The organism is Streptomyces sp. NBRC 110611 (assembly GCF_001590865.1).
Lineage (GTDB): Bacteria > Actinomycetota > Actinomycetes > Streptomycetales > Streptomycetaceae > Streptomyces.
Genome location: NZ_BBUY01000015.1, coordinates 27,535 through 42,964, shown reverse-complemented (window position 1 = coordinate 42,964; position 15,430 = coordinate 27,535). Strand labels below are relative to the sequence as shown.

The following is a 15,430-nucleotide window of genomic DNA, read 5'->3' as shown; positions in this document are numbered from 1 at the left end:
GAAGCCGGCATTGGGGCAGGGGCAGGTTCCGGGGCCGGGACCGGGGCCGGGGCGGACCCGGCGTCGCTGGGGCAAGGCCGCGACGGCCGTACTCGGCATGGCGATGTGCCTGGCCATCGCTCCCGTCGGCCACGCCGTCGAGGGCGCCCGCGGCGCCGCATCGGACAGCGGCCGCCCCAGCCCTCCACCCCACCCGGACAACGGGAAGTGGACCAGTCGGGACGCGGCCGCGTACTGGACCGCCAAGCGGATGGCGGCCGCCGCACCGGCCAGGAGCGAGGACCCCTCGGGCCAGTCCGCGGACGTGTCAGCCGGGGATGGCGCGTCGGGGCAGCCTGACGCCGCGTCTCCCGGGGGCGACACTCCGGGGCAGTCCGCGGGAGCGTCGGCCGGGGATGGTGCGCCGGCGCTGCCTGACACCGTGTCCCCCGGGGACGGGACGACTTCTGCGGGCGATACTTCGGGTCAGTCGGGTCAGTCGGGTCAGTCGGGTCAGTCGGGTCAGTCGGGTCAGTCCGACCCCCCGTCGGCTGGGAGCGACACCCCAGGTCAGTCCGACGCCACTCCGCCTGCGGCCGGTTCGCCGGCCAAGCCGCATGCCGGATCCCAACCCCAGGCCGCTGCCAAGCACTTCGACGGAGTACCGTCCGTCGGGGTGCTGTTCTCCGTGGACAAGGACGCCCGGGCCCACCACTGCACCGCAAGCGTGGTGCACAGCCCGCAGCGCAACCTGATCCTCACCGCTGGGCACTGCGACCTGGGCTCCCGCGCCGCCTTCGTCCCGCAGTACCGATCCGGCGCGGCGACCCAGCCCTACGGGGTGTGGGCGATCACCGAAACCTTCGCCTACCCCGACCGGGGCACCACCGGCACCAAGTCCGACCTCGACTTCGCGTTCGCGACCGTCGCACCCTCCGTGGAAGGCCGCTCCCTCGAAGAGGTCACCGGCGGCAACGTCCTTGCCCAGACACCCGGTTACGTCAACGACGTCACCGTCATCGGCTACCCGACCGTCCGCCACGACCCGGCCGACCAGGCCGTACGCTGCGCCACCCGCACCGCCCGGCTGTCCGGGACTCACCAACTGAGGGTGGATTGTGCCGGTTTCTACGGTGGTACCTCGGGCGGCCCCTGGCTGACCGACTTCAACGAAGAGACCGGGACGGGCCGGATCATCGGCCTGATCGGCGGCCTCCACGGAGGCGGTCCCAAGGGACGGAACAACCACCGGATCTCTTACAGCCCCTACTTCGGAGGGAAGATCCTCAGCCTCTACAGCCGCGCGACCCGCGCGCCGAAGAGCTGATCGGCTCCCACAGGGGTGGCGGGGCGCGCGCCCGGGCCGGCCGGCGGCTACCGCAGCGCCTCCGCCACCCCCTCCTCGCGCGGGCCGAGGAAGTGCGGATCGGGTTGCAGCAGCGCTTCGGCCGCCGCCTTTCCGGCCGCGAAGATCTCCCGTACGCCGCCGTACGCCCAGGTCACATCGTGCCGGGCGGCGACCCCTACGCCGTACGCGTCGATGCCGGCCGCCGTGCACAGTGCCAGCGCACGCCGGATGTGGAAGCCCTGGCTGACCAGCACCGCCCGATTTACACCGAAGATCCGGTGGGCGCGGCTGCAGGAGTCCCATGTGTCGAAGCCCGCATAGTCGTTGACGACCTTTCGGGCCGGGACCCCGCGTCGTACCAGGTAGTCGCGCATGGCGTCCGGCTCGTCATAGTCGTGCCGGCTGTTGTCGCCGGTGACCAGGACCGCACGGACCGTGCCCCGGTCGTAGAGCTCGGCCGCCGCGTCCAGCCGGTGGGCGAGGTACGGGGACGGCTGGCCGTCCCATAGGCCGGCGCCGAAGACGATGGCCACCGGGGCGGTGGGCGCGTCGGTGACGGTGCGCAGCCGTGGGGCCGCGGTGACGTGCAGCCAGGTGGCGGGCGCCAGTGCGAGCACGGTGGTGGCCACCACGACCTGATAGGCGCGGCGCCGGCCGCGCCGGGTCCGTGGCAGATGTGGCAACCGCATTCCTTGTCCCCCTGTCCCCCCGTTCGTACCGCCGTACCGCCGTACCGCCGTACCGGTATGCCGTGCTGATTCGGCAGTGATCGTTTCTCGCAGGCTGCGACGCCCCCCGGCCGATGATGGTTGCAGGCGCGACTGACATCGTGGCGCAGGAAACACCGTGTCCGGGACCCGTGCCCAAGACCGTGTCCGGGACCCGTATCCGGGCCTCGGAACAGGTCCCGGAACCGCCCTGAGAGGACCGCATCACCATGACCACCGCTCGTGAGCCTGAGCGCCTGCCGTTCTTCGTCTACGGCACGCTGCGTCCCGGCCAGGTCAACCACGCCTGGGCGCTGCGCGGCCGGGCCGTCCGGGAGGAACCGGCCCGGATCGGTGGCGCGCTGCTCTTCGACGGCCCCGGATACCCGTACGCCATCGCCGGGCCCCCGGACGCGGTGGTGCACGGCACCCTCGTCGAGCCGGGCGACGCCGACTACGACGCGGTGCAGGCGACGCTGGACCGGCTGGAGGGCTATGTCCCCGGTGCTCCGGAGAATCTCTACGAGCGAGTGGTCACCGAAGCCGCGTGCCCGGACGGGCGGACCGTTCGGGCCTGGGTCTACCTGGCGGCCGAGCCGCTTGCCGCCCGGCTGCGGGCCGGTGGCACCCTCATCCCGGGCGGCGACTGGCTGGACGGCGACGCCCGGCGTCCGTCGCTGCTCCCGGCAGAGCCGGGCCCGCTGCCCCCGGCAGAGCAAGGCCCGCTGCCCAAAGCGGAGCTGCATCTGCACATCGAGGGCACCCTGGAGCCCGAGCTGGCCTTCGCGCTCGCCGAGCGCAACGGCGTTGCCCTGCCCTACGCCACCGAGGACGAGCTGCGCCGTGCCTACTCCTTCGAGGACCTGCAGTCCTTCCTCAACCTCTACTACGCGCTGATGGCCGTGCTGCGCACCGAGGACGACTTCACCGACCTCGCACATGCCTACCTCGCCCGCGCCCGGCACCAGGGCGTTCGGCACGCCGAGATCTTCTTCGACCCGCAGGCGCACACCGCACGCGGCGTCCCGGTCGGTACGGTCATCGGCGGCCTGGCCCGCGCACTCGACACCGCCCAGGAGCGCTACGGGATCAGCACCCGCCTGATCATGTGCTTCCTGCGCGACGAGAGTGCCGACTCCGCCCTGGAGACCTTCGAGGCGGCCCGCCCGTACCTGGACCGGATCACCGCCGTCGGCCTGGACTCGGCCGAGGTCGGGCATCCGCCGGCCAAGTTCGCGGAGGTCTTCGCGCTGGCCCGGGAGGCCGGTCTGAAGTGTGTGGCGCACGCGGGGGAGGAGGGGCCCGCCGGCTATGTGTGGCAGGCCCTGGACATACTCGGCGTGGACCGGATCGATCACGGGGTGCGGTGCATGGAGGACGAGCGGCTGGTGGCCCGTCTGGTGGCGGAGCAGGTGCCGCTCACCCTGTGCCCGCTGTCGAACGTACGGCTCCGGGTGATCGATGACCTCGCCGCGCACCCGCTGCCCGCGATGCTGGACGCCGGGCTGCTGGTGACCGTCAACTCCGACGACCCGGCCTATTTCGGCGGCTACGTGGACGACAACTTCATCGCCGTGCGGGAGGCCCTGGGCCTCGATGACGCGACGCTGCGCACGCTGGCCCGGAACTCCTTCCGCGCCTCCTTCCTGGACGAGGACACCCGCGCGAGGTACCTGCGGGAGGTGGACGCGCACGAGGCGGCCGCACCGGCCCGTCGGCCGGGCTGGTAGCCGTACGGAACATGGATGTCGTCGCGGGGAAACGGTGCCGCAACGCTCGGTTGCCACGCTCAGTTCATGAGGGCGCCGATACCACACCCACACTCCCCGTCCCCGTCTCTGTCGCCATCCTCGGCGCCGCTCGGCGGCGGGGACCTGGCTGCCGCAATCACCGTCCAGCTCAGCACCCAGCTCCGCAGGGTCCGGCTGCACGGCTTCCGCCATACGGGGCCGGCCGCCCCCACCCGCGATACGGGACGCGCCGCCTCCACCCGCGATACGGGGCCCGCCGCCCCCACCCGCGATACGGGGCCCGCCGCCCCCACTCTCGTCGCGGTGGCCCACGGCAGCCGGGACCCCCGCGCGCTGCCGGCTATCCGCGCCCTGCTCGACCGGGTCCGCGCCCTCCGCCCCGGACTGTCCGTACGGCTCGGGCACATCGAACTCGACCGGCCGTTGCTCGCCGACACCCTCGGCGAGCTGCGCGGCGAGGCCGTCCTCGTACCGCTGCTCTTCGGCCACGGGTACCACGTCACCCACGACCTGCCCGCCGCGCTGGCCGGCGCGCCCCATCTGACCGGCCGGATCGCCGAGCCCCTCGGACCGCATGCCCTCCTCGCCGAGGCGCTGTACGGCAGGCTGCTGGAGGCCGGGGCCGCGTCCGGCTGGGGCACCACGGCCGTGATCCTGGCCGCCGCCGGTTCCCGTGCCGCCCGCTCCGCCCAGGACACCGAACGCACCGCGCAGCTGCTCTCCGCCCGGCTCGGCGGCCTCCCCGTCCTGTCCGCCTATGCGTCGGCCGCCGCCCCCACCGTCGCCGAAGCCGTACAGGCGCTGACCGCTCGCGGCCACCGGCGGATCGCGGTCGCCGGCTGCTTCACCGCACCCGGCCACTTCGCCGCCCAGTGCGCCGCCGCCGCTCCCGGAGTCGCCGCCGCACCCCTGGGAGACCACCCCGCGCTGGCCCGTCTGGTACTCCACCGCTACGACCAGGCGCTCATCACGCGTACCGGATCCGGCTCCGAGAGCGTCAGGGCGGCTACCGTCGCTGTATGACGGGCAGCACATCATCCTGCACACCATCGGGGTCCGACATGCCACGGGGATCCGGTACGCCATCGACTCCTCGGACACCACCGGGTCCAGGGACACCAGGATCGGGGGCTCCGGGGCCGGGGGCTTCTGGACGAGGGACACCAGGACTGGGGACACCAGGACTGGGGACTTCTGGGCCGGGAACTACGGGACCAGGGGCACCAGTGGGCGACTCCGCCGCCATCCCCGCCACTCCCGCCGTCCCCGCCATCCCCGGCTACACCCCGGCCGATACCGAACGCTGGGTCCCCGAGCCCGACAAACGGCCCGGGCGTACCGCCTTCCAGCGCGACCGCGCCCGGGTACTGCACTCCGCCGCGCTGCGCAGACTGGCCGGCAAGACCCAGGTCGTCACCCCCGGGGCGCACACCCCCGCCTGGGACGCCAGCCCGCGCACCCGGCTGACCCACTCCCTGGAGTGCGCCCAGGTCGGCCGGGAACTCGGTGCCGCCCTCGGCTGCGACCCGGACCTGGTCGAGACCGCCTGTCTGGCGCACGACCTCGGACATCCGCCCTTCGGGCACAACGGCGAGCAGGCGCTCAACGAAGTCGCCGCGCCGTGCGGCGGCTTCGAGGGCAACGCCCAGTCGCTGCGGCTGCTGGCCCGTCTGGAGCCCAAGCGGTTCGTGCCCGCCCCGGACGGTACGACCGTCAGCGTCGGGCTGAACCTCTCCCGTGCCGCCCTCGACGCCGCCACCAAGTACCCGTGGCCGCGCGGCGCGCACCCCACCGACCCCGCGTCCCGCAAGTTCGGGGTCTACGAGGACGACCTGCCGGTGTTCGAGTGGTTCCGGCAGGGCGCGCCCGACGGGGCGCAGAGCTTCGAGGCGCAGGTCATGGACTGGTCCGACGACGTCGCGTACTCGGTGCACGACGTCGAGGACGGGCTGCACGCCGGACACCTCGACCCCAACCTCCTGCTCGCCGACGCCGAGCGCGCCGAGATCTTCGCGGTCGCCGCGGCGCGCTATGCGCCCGGCGCCGGACCCGAGGAGCTGGCCGCGGCGCTGGACCGCCTCCTGGAGCAGGAGTGGTGGCCGCACGGCTACGACGGCTCCGCGGTCGCACAGGCCCGCCTCAAGGACGCCACCAGCCAGCTGATCGGCCGGTTCTGCCTGGCCGCGGAGGGTGCGACCCGGGCCCGGTGGGGCACCGGACGGCTCACCCGCTACCAGGCGGAGCTAGTGGTTCCGGCCGAAACACAACTGGAATGCGCCGTTTTGAAGGCCGTCGCCGACCGGTATGTGATCCAGCGGCCCGACCAGGAGGCGCTCCGTGCCGATCAGCGCGTCGTCATCGCCGAACTGGCGGAGGCGTTGCTCGCCCGGGCCCCCGACGGCCTTGATCCACAGTTCCGTTCACTCTTCGACGCGGCTCCCGACGACACCGCCCGCATGCGTGCCGTCATCGACCAGATCGCGGCCCTGACGGACGCCTCGGCGCGCTCTCTGCACGCGCGTCTCACCCGACGCCCTGGTAACGCGAAGGCCAACTGAGGGAGACCCTTAGGGGTAAGCCCTCTTCCCCCCTCACGCTCCGTGCGGGACGCTCGGAGCCGGCCGCGCCCCAATGGCGCTGTACGGGAGCCTTCCCGGCACCGGACGAGAGCCGTGCCGGTGCCGGACGGGAACCCTCACCACCCCTGATGGGAACCCCGACAGGAACCTTGACGGGAACCTTGACGGCGCCACGTACATCTACAGGAAGCACCGGAGGTGCACCGGACGTACACCGGGACGACGTCGGAAGGACGCCGGGAGGGCATCAGGGATACCTCGGGGACACCTCGGGGGAACGGGAAGGGACGCGGGAGGAGACGGGGGGAATCACGGGGGAGTGAGACACGGGGGGCGTTTACGGACGCGGCCGCGGACGGCCGCGGACGTACGGCACCGCAACGAGGAGGAAGCAAGTGGTCGACGCACACCAGACGTTCGTCATCGTCGGGGGTGGCCTGGCCGGAGCGAAGGCAGCGGAGACGCTCCGCTCGGAGGGCTTCACCGGACGGGTGATCCTCATCTGTGACGAGCGCGACCACCCCTATGAGCGCCCCCCGCTGTCCAAGGGGTACCTGCTCGGCAAGGAGGAGCGCGACAGCGTCTTCATCCATGAACCCGCCTGGTACGCCAAGGCCCAGATCGAGCTCCACCTGGGCCAGCCCGCCGTCCACTTGGACCCCGTCGCCAAGACCGTACGCCTGGGTGACGGTGCCCTGATCGTCTACGACAAGCTGCTGCTGGCCACCGGCGCCGAACCGCGCCGCCTGGACATCCCCGGTACCGGCCTGGCCGGGGTGCACCACCTCCGCCGCCTCGCCCACGCGGAACGGCTCCGCGGGGTCCTCGCCTCCCTCGGCCGGGAGAACGGGCAGCTCGTCATCGCCGGCGGCGGCTGGATCGGCCTGGAGGTCGCCGCCGCGGCCCGTACCTACGGTGCCGAGGTCACCATCATCGAAACCGCCCCGACCCCGCTGTACGGCGTCCTCGGTCCCGAACTCGGCGGCCTGTTCACCGAGCTGCACCGCGAACACGGCGTCCGCTTCCACTTCGGTGCCCGCCTCACCGAGATCGTCGGCCAGGACGGCATGGTGCTCGCGGTCCGTACCGACGACGGCGAGGAGCACCCCGCTCACGACGTGCTCGCCGCGATCGGCGCCGCCCCGCGCACCGCCCTCGCCGAGCAGGCCGGGCTCGACCTCGTGGACCGCGAGGGCTCGTCGGGCGGCGGCATCGCGGTGGATTCCGGGCTCCGCACCTCCGACCCGTACATCTACGCCGCCGGTGATGTCGCCGCCGCCGACCACCCCCTCCTGGACACCCGCCTGCGCGTCGAACACTGGGCCAACGCCCTCAACGGCGGCCCGGCCGCCGCCCGCGCCATGCTCGGCCAGGCCGTCAGCTACGACCGCGTCCCGTACTTCTTCTCCGACCAGTACGACGTCGGGATGGAGTACTCCGGCTACGCCCCGCCCGGCTCGTACGCGCAGGTCGTCTGCCGTGGCGACGTCGCCAAGCGGGAGTTCGTCGCCTTCTGGCTCGCCCCGGACGGCCGCCTGCTGGCCGGGATGAACGTCAACGTCTGGGACGTCACCGAGACCATCCAGGGTCTCATCCGGTCCGGCCGCCCGATCGATCCCGCCGCGCTGGCCGATCCGGAGGTTCCGCTCGATTCACTGCTCCCGTAGCGTGCGCGTATGACGACGAGCCCCACTGGCCCGCTCAGCCCCACGGGGCCTGCCGGTCCCGCCGGTCCCGCCGATTCCACCGGACCCAGCAGTGCCACCGGCCCCGGCGGTTCTGGCAGCGGCATCCCGGACCTCATCACCTTCGACGACGTCCGGGACGCCGCCCGGCGGCTGACGGGCGTGGCCCACCGCACGCCCGTACTGTGCTCCCGCACCCTCGACGCGCTGGTCGGCGCCGAGGTCCACCTCAAGTGCGAGAACTTCCAGCGGGTCGGCGCCTTCAAGTTCCGCGGCGCCTACAACGCCGTCTCCCGGCTGTCCCCCGAGCAGCTGGCCCGCGGCGTCGCCGCCTACTCCTCCGGCAACCACGCCCAGGCCGTCGCCCTCGCCGCGCGCGAGCTGGGCAGCCGTGCCGTGATCGTCATGCCCGAGGACTCCCCGAAGTCCAAGATCGACGCCACGGCCGGATACGGCGCGGAGATCGTCCGCTATGACCGCTACACCGCCGACCGCGCCGCTCTTGCCCATCAGCTCGCCGAGGAGCGCGGCCTCGCCCTCATCCCGCCGTACGACCATCCGCACGTCATCGCCGGCCAGGGCACTGCCGCCCTGGAACTGATCGAGGAGACCGGCCCGCTCGACGCGCTGCTGGCCCCGATCGGCGGTGGCGGGCTGATGGCCGGCTCGGCCGTCGCCGCCACCGCTCTGGCCCCCGGTATCCGCATGATCGGCGTCGAACCGGAGGCCGGCGACGACACCTTCCGCTCACTGGCCGCCGGCCACCCCGTCACCATTCCCGTCCCGCGCACCATCGCCGACGGCCAGGCCGTCGCCGCCCCCGGCGCCCTGACCTTCGGCATCAACCAGCGTCTCCTCGACTCGGTGGCCCTGGTCAGTGACGACGAGATCCGCGCCGCCATGGCCTTCGCCTTCGAACGCCTCAAGATCGTCACCGAGCCCAGCGGTGCCAGCGCCCTGGCCGCCCTCCTCGCCGGCCGCCACCGCCTCACGCCGCTCCCGCCCCGCATCGGCCTGATCATCTCCGGCGGCAACATCGGCCTCGACCGCTTCCTGGAGCTGATGGCGTAGCCGCCCGGCCGGCGGGAACCGGGCATGGGCGGGCGGCTGGCCGGCGCGGCCGGGCGTCGGCGGTCGGCCGACCGGGCCGGGAGGGCGGGGGAGGGCGGTCGGCGGGGACTGTCGTACCCCCACCGTAGAATTCTTGCGTGGCAGGCAGGATCAACGATGACGATGTGAAGGCGGTGCGGGACGCGGTCCCGATCGACGCCGTCGTATCCGAGTATCTCCAGCTCCGCAACGCCGGCGGCGGCAACCTCAAGGGCCTCTGCCCCTTCCATGACGAGAAGTCCCCGTCCTTCCACGTCAGCCCCGCGAAGGGCCTCTACCACTGCTTCGGCTGCCAGGAGGGTGGCGACACCGTCGACTTCGTCATGAAGATCGACCACCTCTCCTTCGCCGAGACCATCGAGCGGCTCGCCGCGCAGGCCGGTATCACCCTCCGCTACGAAGAGGGCGGCTACACCCCCGGCCGCCAGCAGGGCGAGCGCACCCGCCTGGTCGAGGCCCACAAGGTCGCCGCCCAGTTCTACGCCGAGCAGCTCGACAGCCCCGAGGCCGAGATCGCCCGCCGGTTCCTCGCCGAGCGCGGTTTCGAGCAGGCCGCCGCCCAGCATTTCGGCATCGGCTACAGCCCGGCCGGCTGGGACCACCTCACCCGCTTCCTGCGCGGCCGTGGTTTCACGGACAAGGAACTGATCGTCTCCGGGCTCTCCCAGGACAGCCGCAGCGGCAAGCCCATCGACCGCTTCCGCGGCCGCCTGATGTGGCCGATCCGGGACATCGCCGGCGAGGTCGTCGGCTTCGGCGCCCGTAAGCTCCGCGACGACGACAACGGCCCCAAGTACCTGAACACCCCCGAAACCCCCATCTACCACAAGTCCCAGGTCCTCTACGGCATCGACCTCGCCAAGAAGGAGATCGCCAAGACCAACCGCGCGGTCGTGGTCGAGGGCTACACGGACGTGATGGCCTGCCATCTCGCCGGTGTCACCACCGCCATCGCCACCTCGGGCACGTCCTTCGGCGAGGGCCACATCAAGATCCTCCGCCGCCTGCTGATGGACAACTCCGGCTCCGAGGTCGTTTTCACCTTCGACGGCGACGCCGCAGGGCAGAAGGCCGCTCTGCGCGCCTTCGAGGACGACCAGAAGTTCGCCGCCCAGACCTCCATCGCCATCACCCCCGGCGGTATGGACCCCTGCGACCTGCGCCTCGCCAAGGGCGAGCAGGCCGTCGCCGATCTCGTCGAGTCCCGTACGCCCCTCTTCGAATTCGCCCTCCGCCAGGTCGTCTCCCGCCACAACCTCGACACGGCCGTGGGACGGGCCGCCGCCCTGGACGAGGCGGCCCCCATCGTCGCCAACATCAAGAACAGCTCCATTCAGCACGAATCCGCCGTCCAGCTCGCCGGCATGCTCGGCATCCTGGACACCCAGTTCGTGGTCAAGCGCGTCGCCCAGCTCGCCCGCTGGGCCCGCGAGCGCGGCCGCGACGGCGGTGGCGCCCCGCAGGGCAGGCAGCAGCGCCGCGCCCCGGCTGCCCCCGAGGCCGAGCACGCCCGCCCCGCCCCCGGCCCGCGCGGTCCCGCCCTCAACCTCCGCAGCCCCGCCCACCGCGTCGAGCGCGAGCTGCTCAAACTCGCCCTGCAGCGCCCTGACCTGGTCTCCCCGGCCTTCGACGCGTACGGGGCGGACGAGTTCACCGCGCCGCCGTACGCGGTGGTCCGCCAGTGCATCGAGGAGGCCGGCGGCACCACGGCCGGCGCCGCCGACAGCGACTATGTCGCCCGGGTCCGCGAGGCCGCCCCCGACGACACCGTCCGCGCGCTGGTCACCGAGCTCGTGGTGGAACCGCTGCACACCCGCCGCGAGCCCGACGAGGCCTACGCCGGCGTCCAGTTGGTCGCCGTCCGGCTGGCCGCCGTGAACCAGCGCGTCACCGAGATCCGCGGCACCCTGCAGCGCCTCGGCCCCCGCGCCGACCCCGACCAGCTCGCCGCCGTCCAGAACGAACTCTGGATCCTCCAGCAGTACGGCCAGTCCCTCCGCGAACGCGGCTACGCCGCCTTGTAACGCCGCATCCACCGCCACATCTCGCGCCAGTCACGGTCTGCGCGGCCGCGGCCTGCGCGGCATGGTCTGCTGGGGAACCGCCCCTCAGCTCACCGGGAACACCGACCAGGCCCCGCCGTGTTGAGCCCGTTGAGCTCGTGAGCCCGTTGAGCCACCGGGAATACCTCCGGACCCCGCCGCGTTGAGGCCCCGCAGGGGGCGCTCGCATCCCCTAGGGGATCTGTTCGACCGCCCCGTAGGGCATCGCCCGGAAGTTCCCCTGACCTTCCCTCGGCCTTTCCCCAGCCTTCTCCTGATCTTGCCGCTGGCCTTTCCCGCGCGGACGCCCTTACCGCCCCGCCCAGCCACCCCGCCCAGCCACCCCGTAACACCCCGCGGTAGCCGTCCGGTCACGGACCGGACTCAAAAAGTGGTCGCACGCCCCTCGTGGCAGGAGTGTGTCGTACTCCACACTGAGAAGCGGTGCCTGAGTCCTCGGAGCGCGGCGGGTCCGGTCGTACGCCACCGGAAACCCCCGCGGAACCGCTCTTGACGTACGGGACGGACGGCGGCTCGGCCGCAACCGTACCCGGCCTTTCTGCCGCCTCAGCAGCGATCACCCTGGAGGTCGCCCCCGTGCAGACCCAGACCCTCGCCGACGCGTCGGCCGCCCCCCAACCGGCCGGCGAGCAGCTCGCGGAACCCGTCACGGAGCCGGCCACGCGGCCACTCCTCGGCCCGGCCGCCGACCCCGTCACCGTGCCGCAGCAGGCCGAACCGCCAGCCGCCGAGATGCTCCCGGAGGAGATTTCTCGGGAACGGGAGGGAGAGCGGAAGCGGGAGCAAAGCCAGGGGGCTGAGCGGGGATTGGTGCTCGTACCGGATGCGGGCACGGATGCGGATACGGATACGGATACGGATACGGGACTGGGGGCGGATGCTGGTGCGGAGTCGGAGTCGGAGTCGGAGTCGGGGGCGGGGGCGGAGGCGGAGGCGGAGGTGGAATCCGGGCAGGGGGTGCACGCGGAATCGGATCCCGGTCCCGAGCCGCCGCCTCGTGCCGAGCCTGGCGGCGGCCCGTCCTCCGACCTCTTCCGCCAGTACCTCCGCGAGATCGGGCGGATACCGCTGCTCACCGCCGTCGAGGAGGTCGAGCTCGCCCGACGTGTCGAGGCCGGTCTCTTCGCCGAGGAGAAGCTCGCCAACACCCCTGATCTCTGCTCCCAACTCGCCTACGACCTGGACAGGTTGGTGGTCCTCGGCCGGATGGCCAAGCGCCGTCTGATCGAGGCCAACCTGCGCCTGGTGGTCTCCGTCGCCAAGCGCTACGTCGGCCGTGGACTGACCATGCTCGACCTCGTCCAGGAGGGAAACCTCGGACTGATCCGCGCCGTCGAGAAGTTCGACTACGCCCGCGGCTACAAGTTCTCCACTTACGCCACCTGGTGGATCCGTCAGGCGATGTCCCGCGCCCTCGCCGACCAGGCCCGGACCATCCGCGTCCCGGTCCATGTCGTCGAGCTGATCAACCGCGTCGTACGGGTCCAACGGCGGATGCTCCAGGAGCGCGGCTACGAACCCACTCCGGAGGAGGTCGCCGCCCACCTCGACCTCACCGAGGAACGCGTCAGCGAAGTGCTGCGGCTCGCCCAGGAGCCGGTCTCGCTGCACGCCCCCGTCGGCGAGGAGGAGGACGTCGCCCTCGGCGATCTCATAGAGGACGGCGACGCCGCCTCACCCGTCGAGTCCGCCGCGTTCCTGCTGCTCCGCGAGCACCTCGACGCGGTCCTGTCCACCCTCGGCGAACGGGAACGCAAGGTCGTGCAGCTCCGCTACGGCCTCGTCGACGGCCGCCCCCGCACTCTGGAGGAGATCGGCCGGATCTTCGGTGTCACCCGTGAACGGATACGGCAGATCGAGTCCAAGACGCTCAGCAAACTCCGCGATCACGCCTTCGCCGATCAGCTCCGCGGCTACCTGGACTGAGCGGGACGGGACCGGCGGACCGGGCCGGGCCGGGACTGGTCCGGGGCGGGCAGGAGACCAGGTCCGGGCCGGGGGCGCAGGGCCAGGGCAGGCCGGCCCCGCCGCCTCACGCCTCCCGCGTGAACGCCCCCGGGTGGGCCTCGTCGCGCACCGCCGCGTACTGCTGGCGCACGGCCTGGCCGACCGGCAGGTCCTCGCCCGGTTCGAAGGTCTGACTCGCGGCGGCCGGCCACTGCGGCGGGTCGATCCAGGCGGCCCCGCCGCCCGGCCCGGGATCCGTCCCGGCGGCCGGCGTGAGCGTACCGTGGGCCACCCCCCACGCCCAGGCCGCCTGCCGCGCCGCCCCCAGCGCCGCGTACTCCGCCGGCTGCGGCACCACGACCTGCACGCCGAACAGGCCGGGGGCGATCGCCTGCACCGCGCCCAGCTCCGCCGCCGCGCCCAGCAGGAACACCCGGCGTACCGCCACGCCCCGGCCGCGCAGCACGTCCAGCGCGTCCGCGAGCCCGCAGAGCATGCCCTCCACGGCCGCCCGTGCCAGGTGCTCCGGCTTCATGCTCTCCCGCCGCATCCCGTGCAACGACCCCGCGGTGTGCGGCAGATGAGGCGTCCGCTCGCCCTCCAGATAGGGCAGCAGCACCATGCCGTACGCACCGGGCGACGACTTCAGTGCCAGCTCGGACAGCCCCTCCAGGTCCGTCCCCAGCATCTCCGCCGCACCGCGCAGCACCCGTACGGCATTGCTGGTGTGCACCACAGGCAGGTGCCGGCCGGTGGCGTCCGCGAACGAGGTGATCGTGCCGCTCGGGTCGATCAGCGCTTCGTGATGAATCCCGAACACCGATCCGGAGGCGCCCAGGGACACCACGGCGTCCCCCTCCCCGACGCCGAGGCCGAAGGCGGCCGCCATGGTCTCCCCGGTGCCGGCGGAGATCAGCAGCCCTTCCGGGGTGAAGCCGGCGGTCCCCGACGGGCCCAGCACCTCCGGCAGCCGCACCTGGCGGCCCAGCGCCAGCTCCACCAGTTCCGGCCGGTACGCGCCGGTCGCCGCCGACCAGAAACCGGTCCCCGAGGCCGCGCCCCGGTCCGTGGTCCGCCGCGCCGGCCGCCCCAGGAGCTGCCACACCAGCCAGTCGTGCGGCTGCATGACCTCGGCGATCCGGACCGCGTTCGCCGGCTCCGTACGGGCCAGCCAGCGCAGCTTGGTCACCGGGTGCGCCGCCTGCGGCACCGCCCCCATGGCCTGCGCCCACGCGCTCCGCCCGCCCAGCGCGTCCACCAGATCCGCGGCCGCGCTCTGCGCCCGCCTGTCGTTGCCCAGCAGCGCGGGCCGTACGAGGTTGCCCTCCGCGTCCAGCGTCAGCAGCCCGTGCTGCTGCGCCGAGACGCCGATGGCCTGCACGCCTTCGAGCAGGCCGTTGCCCGCCGCCTCGCCGAGTGACATCAGCCACGCCTGCGGATCGGCCTCCGGCCCCTTCTCGACGGGGTGCGGCGCGTACCCCTGTCTGATGACGGCGCCCGTGTCCGCATCGCAGACGACGATCCGTGTGCTGTCGGACGAACTGTCCAATCCGGCGACTATCCCCATGGCCTCAGATGATGCCCCATGGGACGCATGGGGGAGGAGTCAGGGTTTGCCCGGCGAGGACGCCGGAGAGGCCGTCGCGCAGGTGATCATGGAGGGCACCGTCATGGGAGCACGTCACGGGGGCACGTCATGCGGGGCACGTCATGGGGGGACGTCACGGGGCACGTCATCCGCGTCACCTCATGGGTGTCACGTATTGCTGGTGCCCCAGTCGTTCCCGTTGTTCCCGGTGTTCCCGTGGTTCGGGCCGGTCCCGTGATTCACGCGCTGTTCGCGCAGCGAGCGGACCCGGTCGCGGACGGAGCCGGGCACATGGTCGCCGACCTTGGCCGACACCTTCCCGTACGCCTTCGACACCACATCGCGCCCGGTCAGTGCGACGGACTCGGCGCTGTTGCGGACCGCCGGATTCTGCGCGACCCGCTGGGTGGCCTTGCGGAGCTGCTCATACCGCTCCCGGCCGGCCCGTGCCCCGAGCACGTACCCGGTGGCCAGTCCCGCGATGAACGTGAGCCGGTAGCGCATCGCTCCACCTCTCCCTCTGGTCGGTCCCGTCCGGTGCCCCTGCGCGCCGGACGCCGGGCGGTGCCGCCGCGCCTACCCTCCGGGGCCGGGGGTCACCCGAGGTGACCTGAGCCGATACCGATTGGCGGAGCACCCCCCTGCTTGCGCTAATGTATGTCTCGCAGCGAGC

The 15,430-nt window shown here is 72.6% G+C and carries 11 protein-coding genes and 1 pseudogene; 9 read left to right on the top strand and 3 right to left on the bottom strand.

The genetic code is table 11. The features are described 5' to 3' along the window. Positions 1-655 precede the first annotated feature (655 nt). Positions 656-1,306 (top strand): trypsin-like serine peptidase, encoded by a 651-nt coding sequence (locus tag AZE13_RS25290; RefSeq protein ID WP_258527983.1) that lies wholly within the window; start codon positions 656-658, stop codon positions 1,304-1,306. 47 nt (positions 1,307-1,353) lie between these two features. Here AZE13_RS25290 and AZE13_RS25285 read toward each other — a convergent pair whose 3' ends face one another. Beyond that, complete coding sequence (locus AZE13_RS25285) at positions 1,354-2,016, bottom strand: vancomycin high temperature exclusion protein (RefSeq protein ID WP_066936492.1); 663 nt, start codon at positions 2,014-2,016, stop codon at positions 1,354-1,356. Positions 2,017-2,264: 248 nt separating this feature from the next. On the opposite strand from AZE13_RS25285, the pseudogene AZE13_RS38375 reads away from it, so the two are divergent. From AZE13_RS38375 to AZE13_RS25250, 8 genes and pseudogenes are all read left to right on the top strand, one after another. Continuing rightward, positions 2,265-2,675, top strand: a pseudogene (locus AZE13_RS38375) (gamma-glutamylcyclotransferase family protein); the annotation flags it as partial. 60 nt (positions 2,676-2,735) lie between these two features. Further along, positions 2,736-3,764, top strand: coding sequence for an adenosine deaminase (locus tag AZE13_RS25280; RefSeq protein ID WP_066936741.1), 1,029 nt, complete (start codon positions 2,736-2,738; stop codon positions 3,762-3,764). A gap of 66 nt (positions 3,765-3,830) precedes the next feature. Beyond that, entirely contained in the window at positions 3,831-4,808 is a 978-nt protein-coding gene (locus tag AZE13_RS25275; protein WP_066936489.1) for a sirohydrochlorin chelatase, read from the top strand. 38 nt (positions 4,809-4,846) lie between these two features. Beyond that, complete coding sequence (locus tag AZE13_RS25270; RefSeq protein WP_398780224.1) at positions 4,847-6,343, top strand: deoxyguanosinetriphosphate triphosphohydrolase; 1,497 nt, start codon at positions 4,847-4,849, stop codon at positions 6,341-6,343. Positions 6,344-6,759: 416 nt separating this feature from the next. After that, on the top strand, positions 6,760-8,031 hold the full coding sequence (locus tag AZE13_RS25265; protein WP_066936483.1) for an NAD(P)/FAD-dependent oxidoreductase: 1,272 nt from the start codon (positions 6,760-6,762) through the stop codon (positions 8,029-8,031). Positions 8,032-8,040: 9 nt separating this feature from the next. Continuing rightward, the gene (locus tag AZE13_RS25260) at positions 8,041-9,120 is read left to right on the top strand and encodes a pyridoxal-phosphate dependent enzyme (RefSeq protein WP_079124346.1); all 1,080 of its coding nucleotides are present in this window, start codon (positions 8,041-8,043) and stop codon (positions 9,118-9,120) included. 137 nt (positions 9,121-9,257) lie between these two features. Continuing rightward, positions 9,258-11,183, top strand: coding sequence for a DNA primase (gene dnaG / locus AZE13_RS25255; RefSeq protein ID WP_066936480.1), 1,926 nt, complete (start codon positions 9,258-9,260; stop codon positions 11,181-11,183). 528 nt (positions 11,184-11,711) lie between these two features. Further along, positions 11,712-13,148, top strand: a complete 1,437-nt coding sequence (locus AZE13_RS25250; protein ID WP_066936477.1) for an RNA polymerase sigma factor — start codon at positions 11,712-11,714, stop codon at positions 13,146-13,148. A 106-nt stretch (positions 13,149-13,254) separates the two neighbouring features. Here the strand turns inward: AZE13_RS25250 and AZE13_RS25245 are convergent, their stop codons facing one another. Beyond that, the gene (locus AZE13_RS25245) at positions 13,255-14,736 is read right to left on the bottom strand and encodes an FGGY family carbohydrate kinase (protein ID WP_181690439.1); all 1,482 of its coding nucleotides are present in this window, start codon (positions 14,734-14,736) and stop codon (positions 13,255-13,257) included. A gap of 189 nt (positions 14,737-14,925) precedes the next feature. Next, the gene (locus tag AZE13_RS25240; protein WP_066936472.1) at positions 14,926-15,261 is read right to left on the bottom strand and encodes a hypothetical protein; all 336 of its coding nucleotides are present in this window, start codon (positions 15,259-15,261) and stop codon (positions 14,926-14,928) included. Positions 15,262-15,430: the final 169 nt, after the last annotated feature.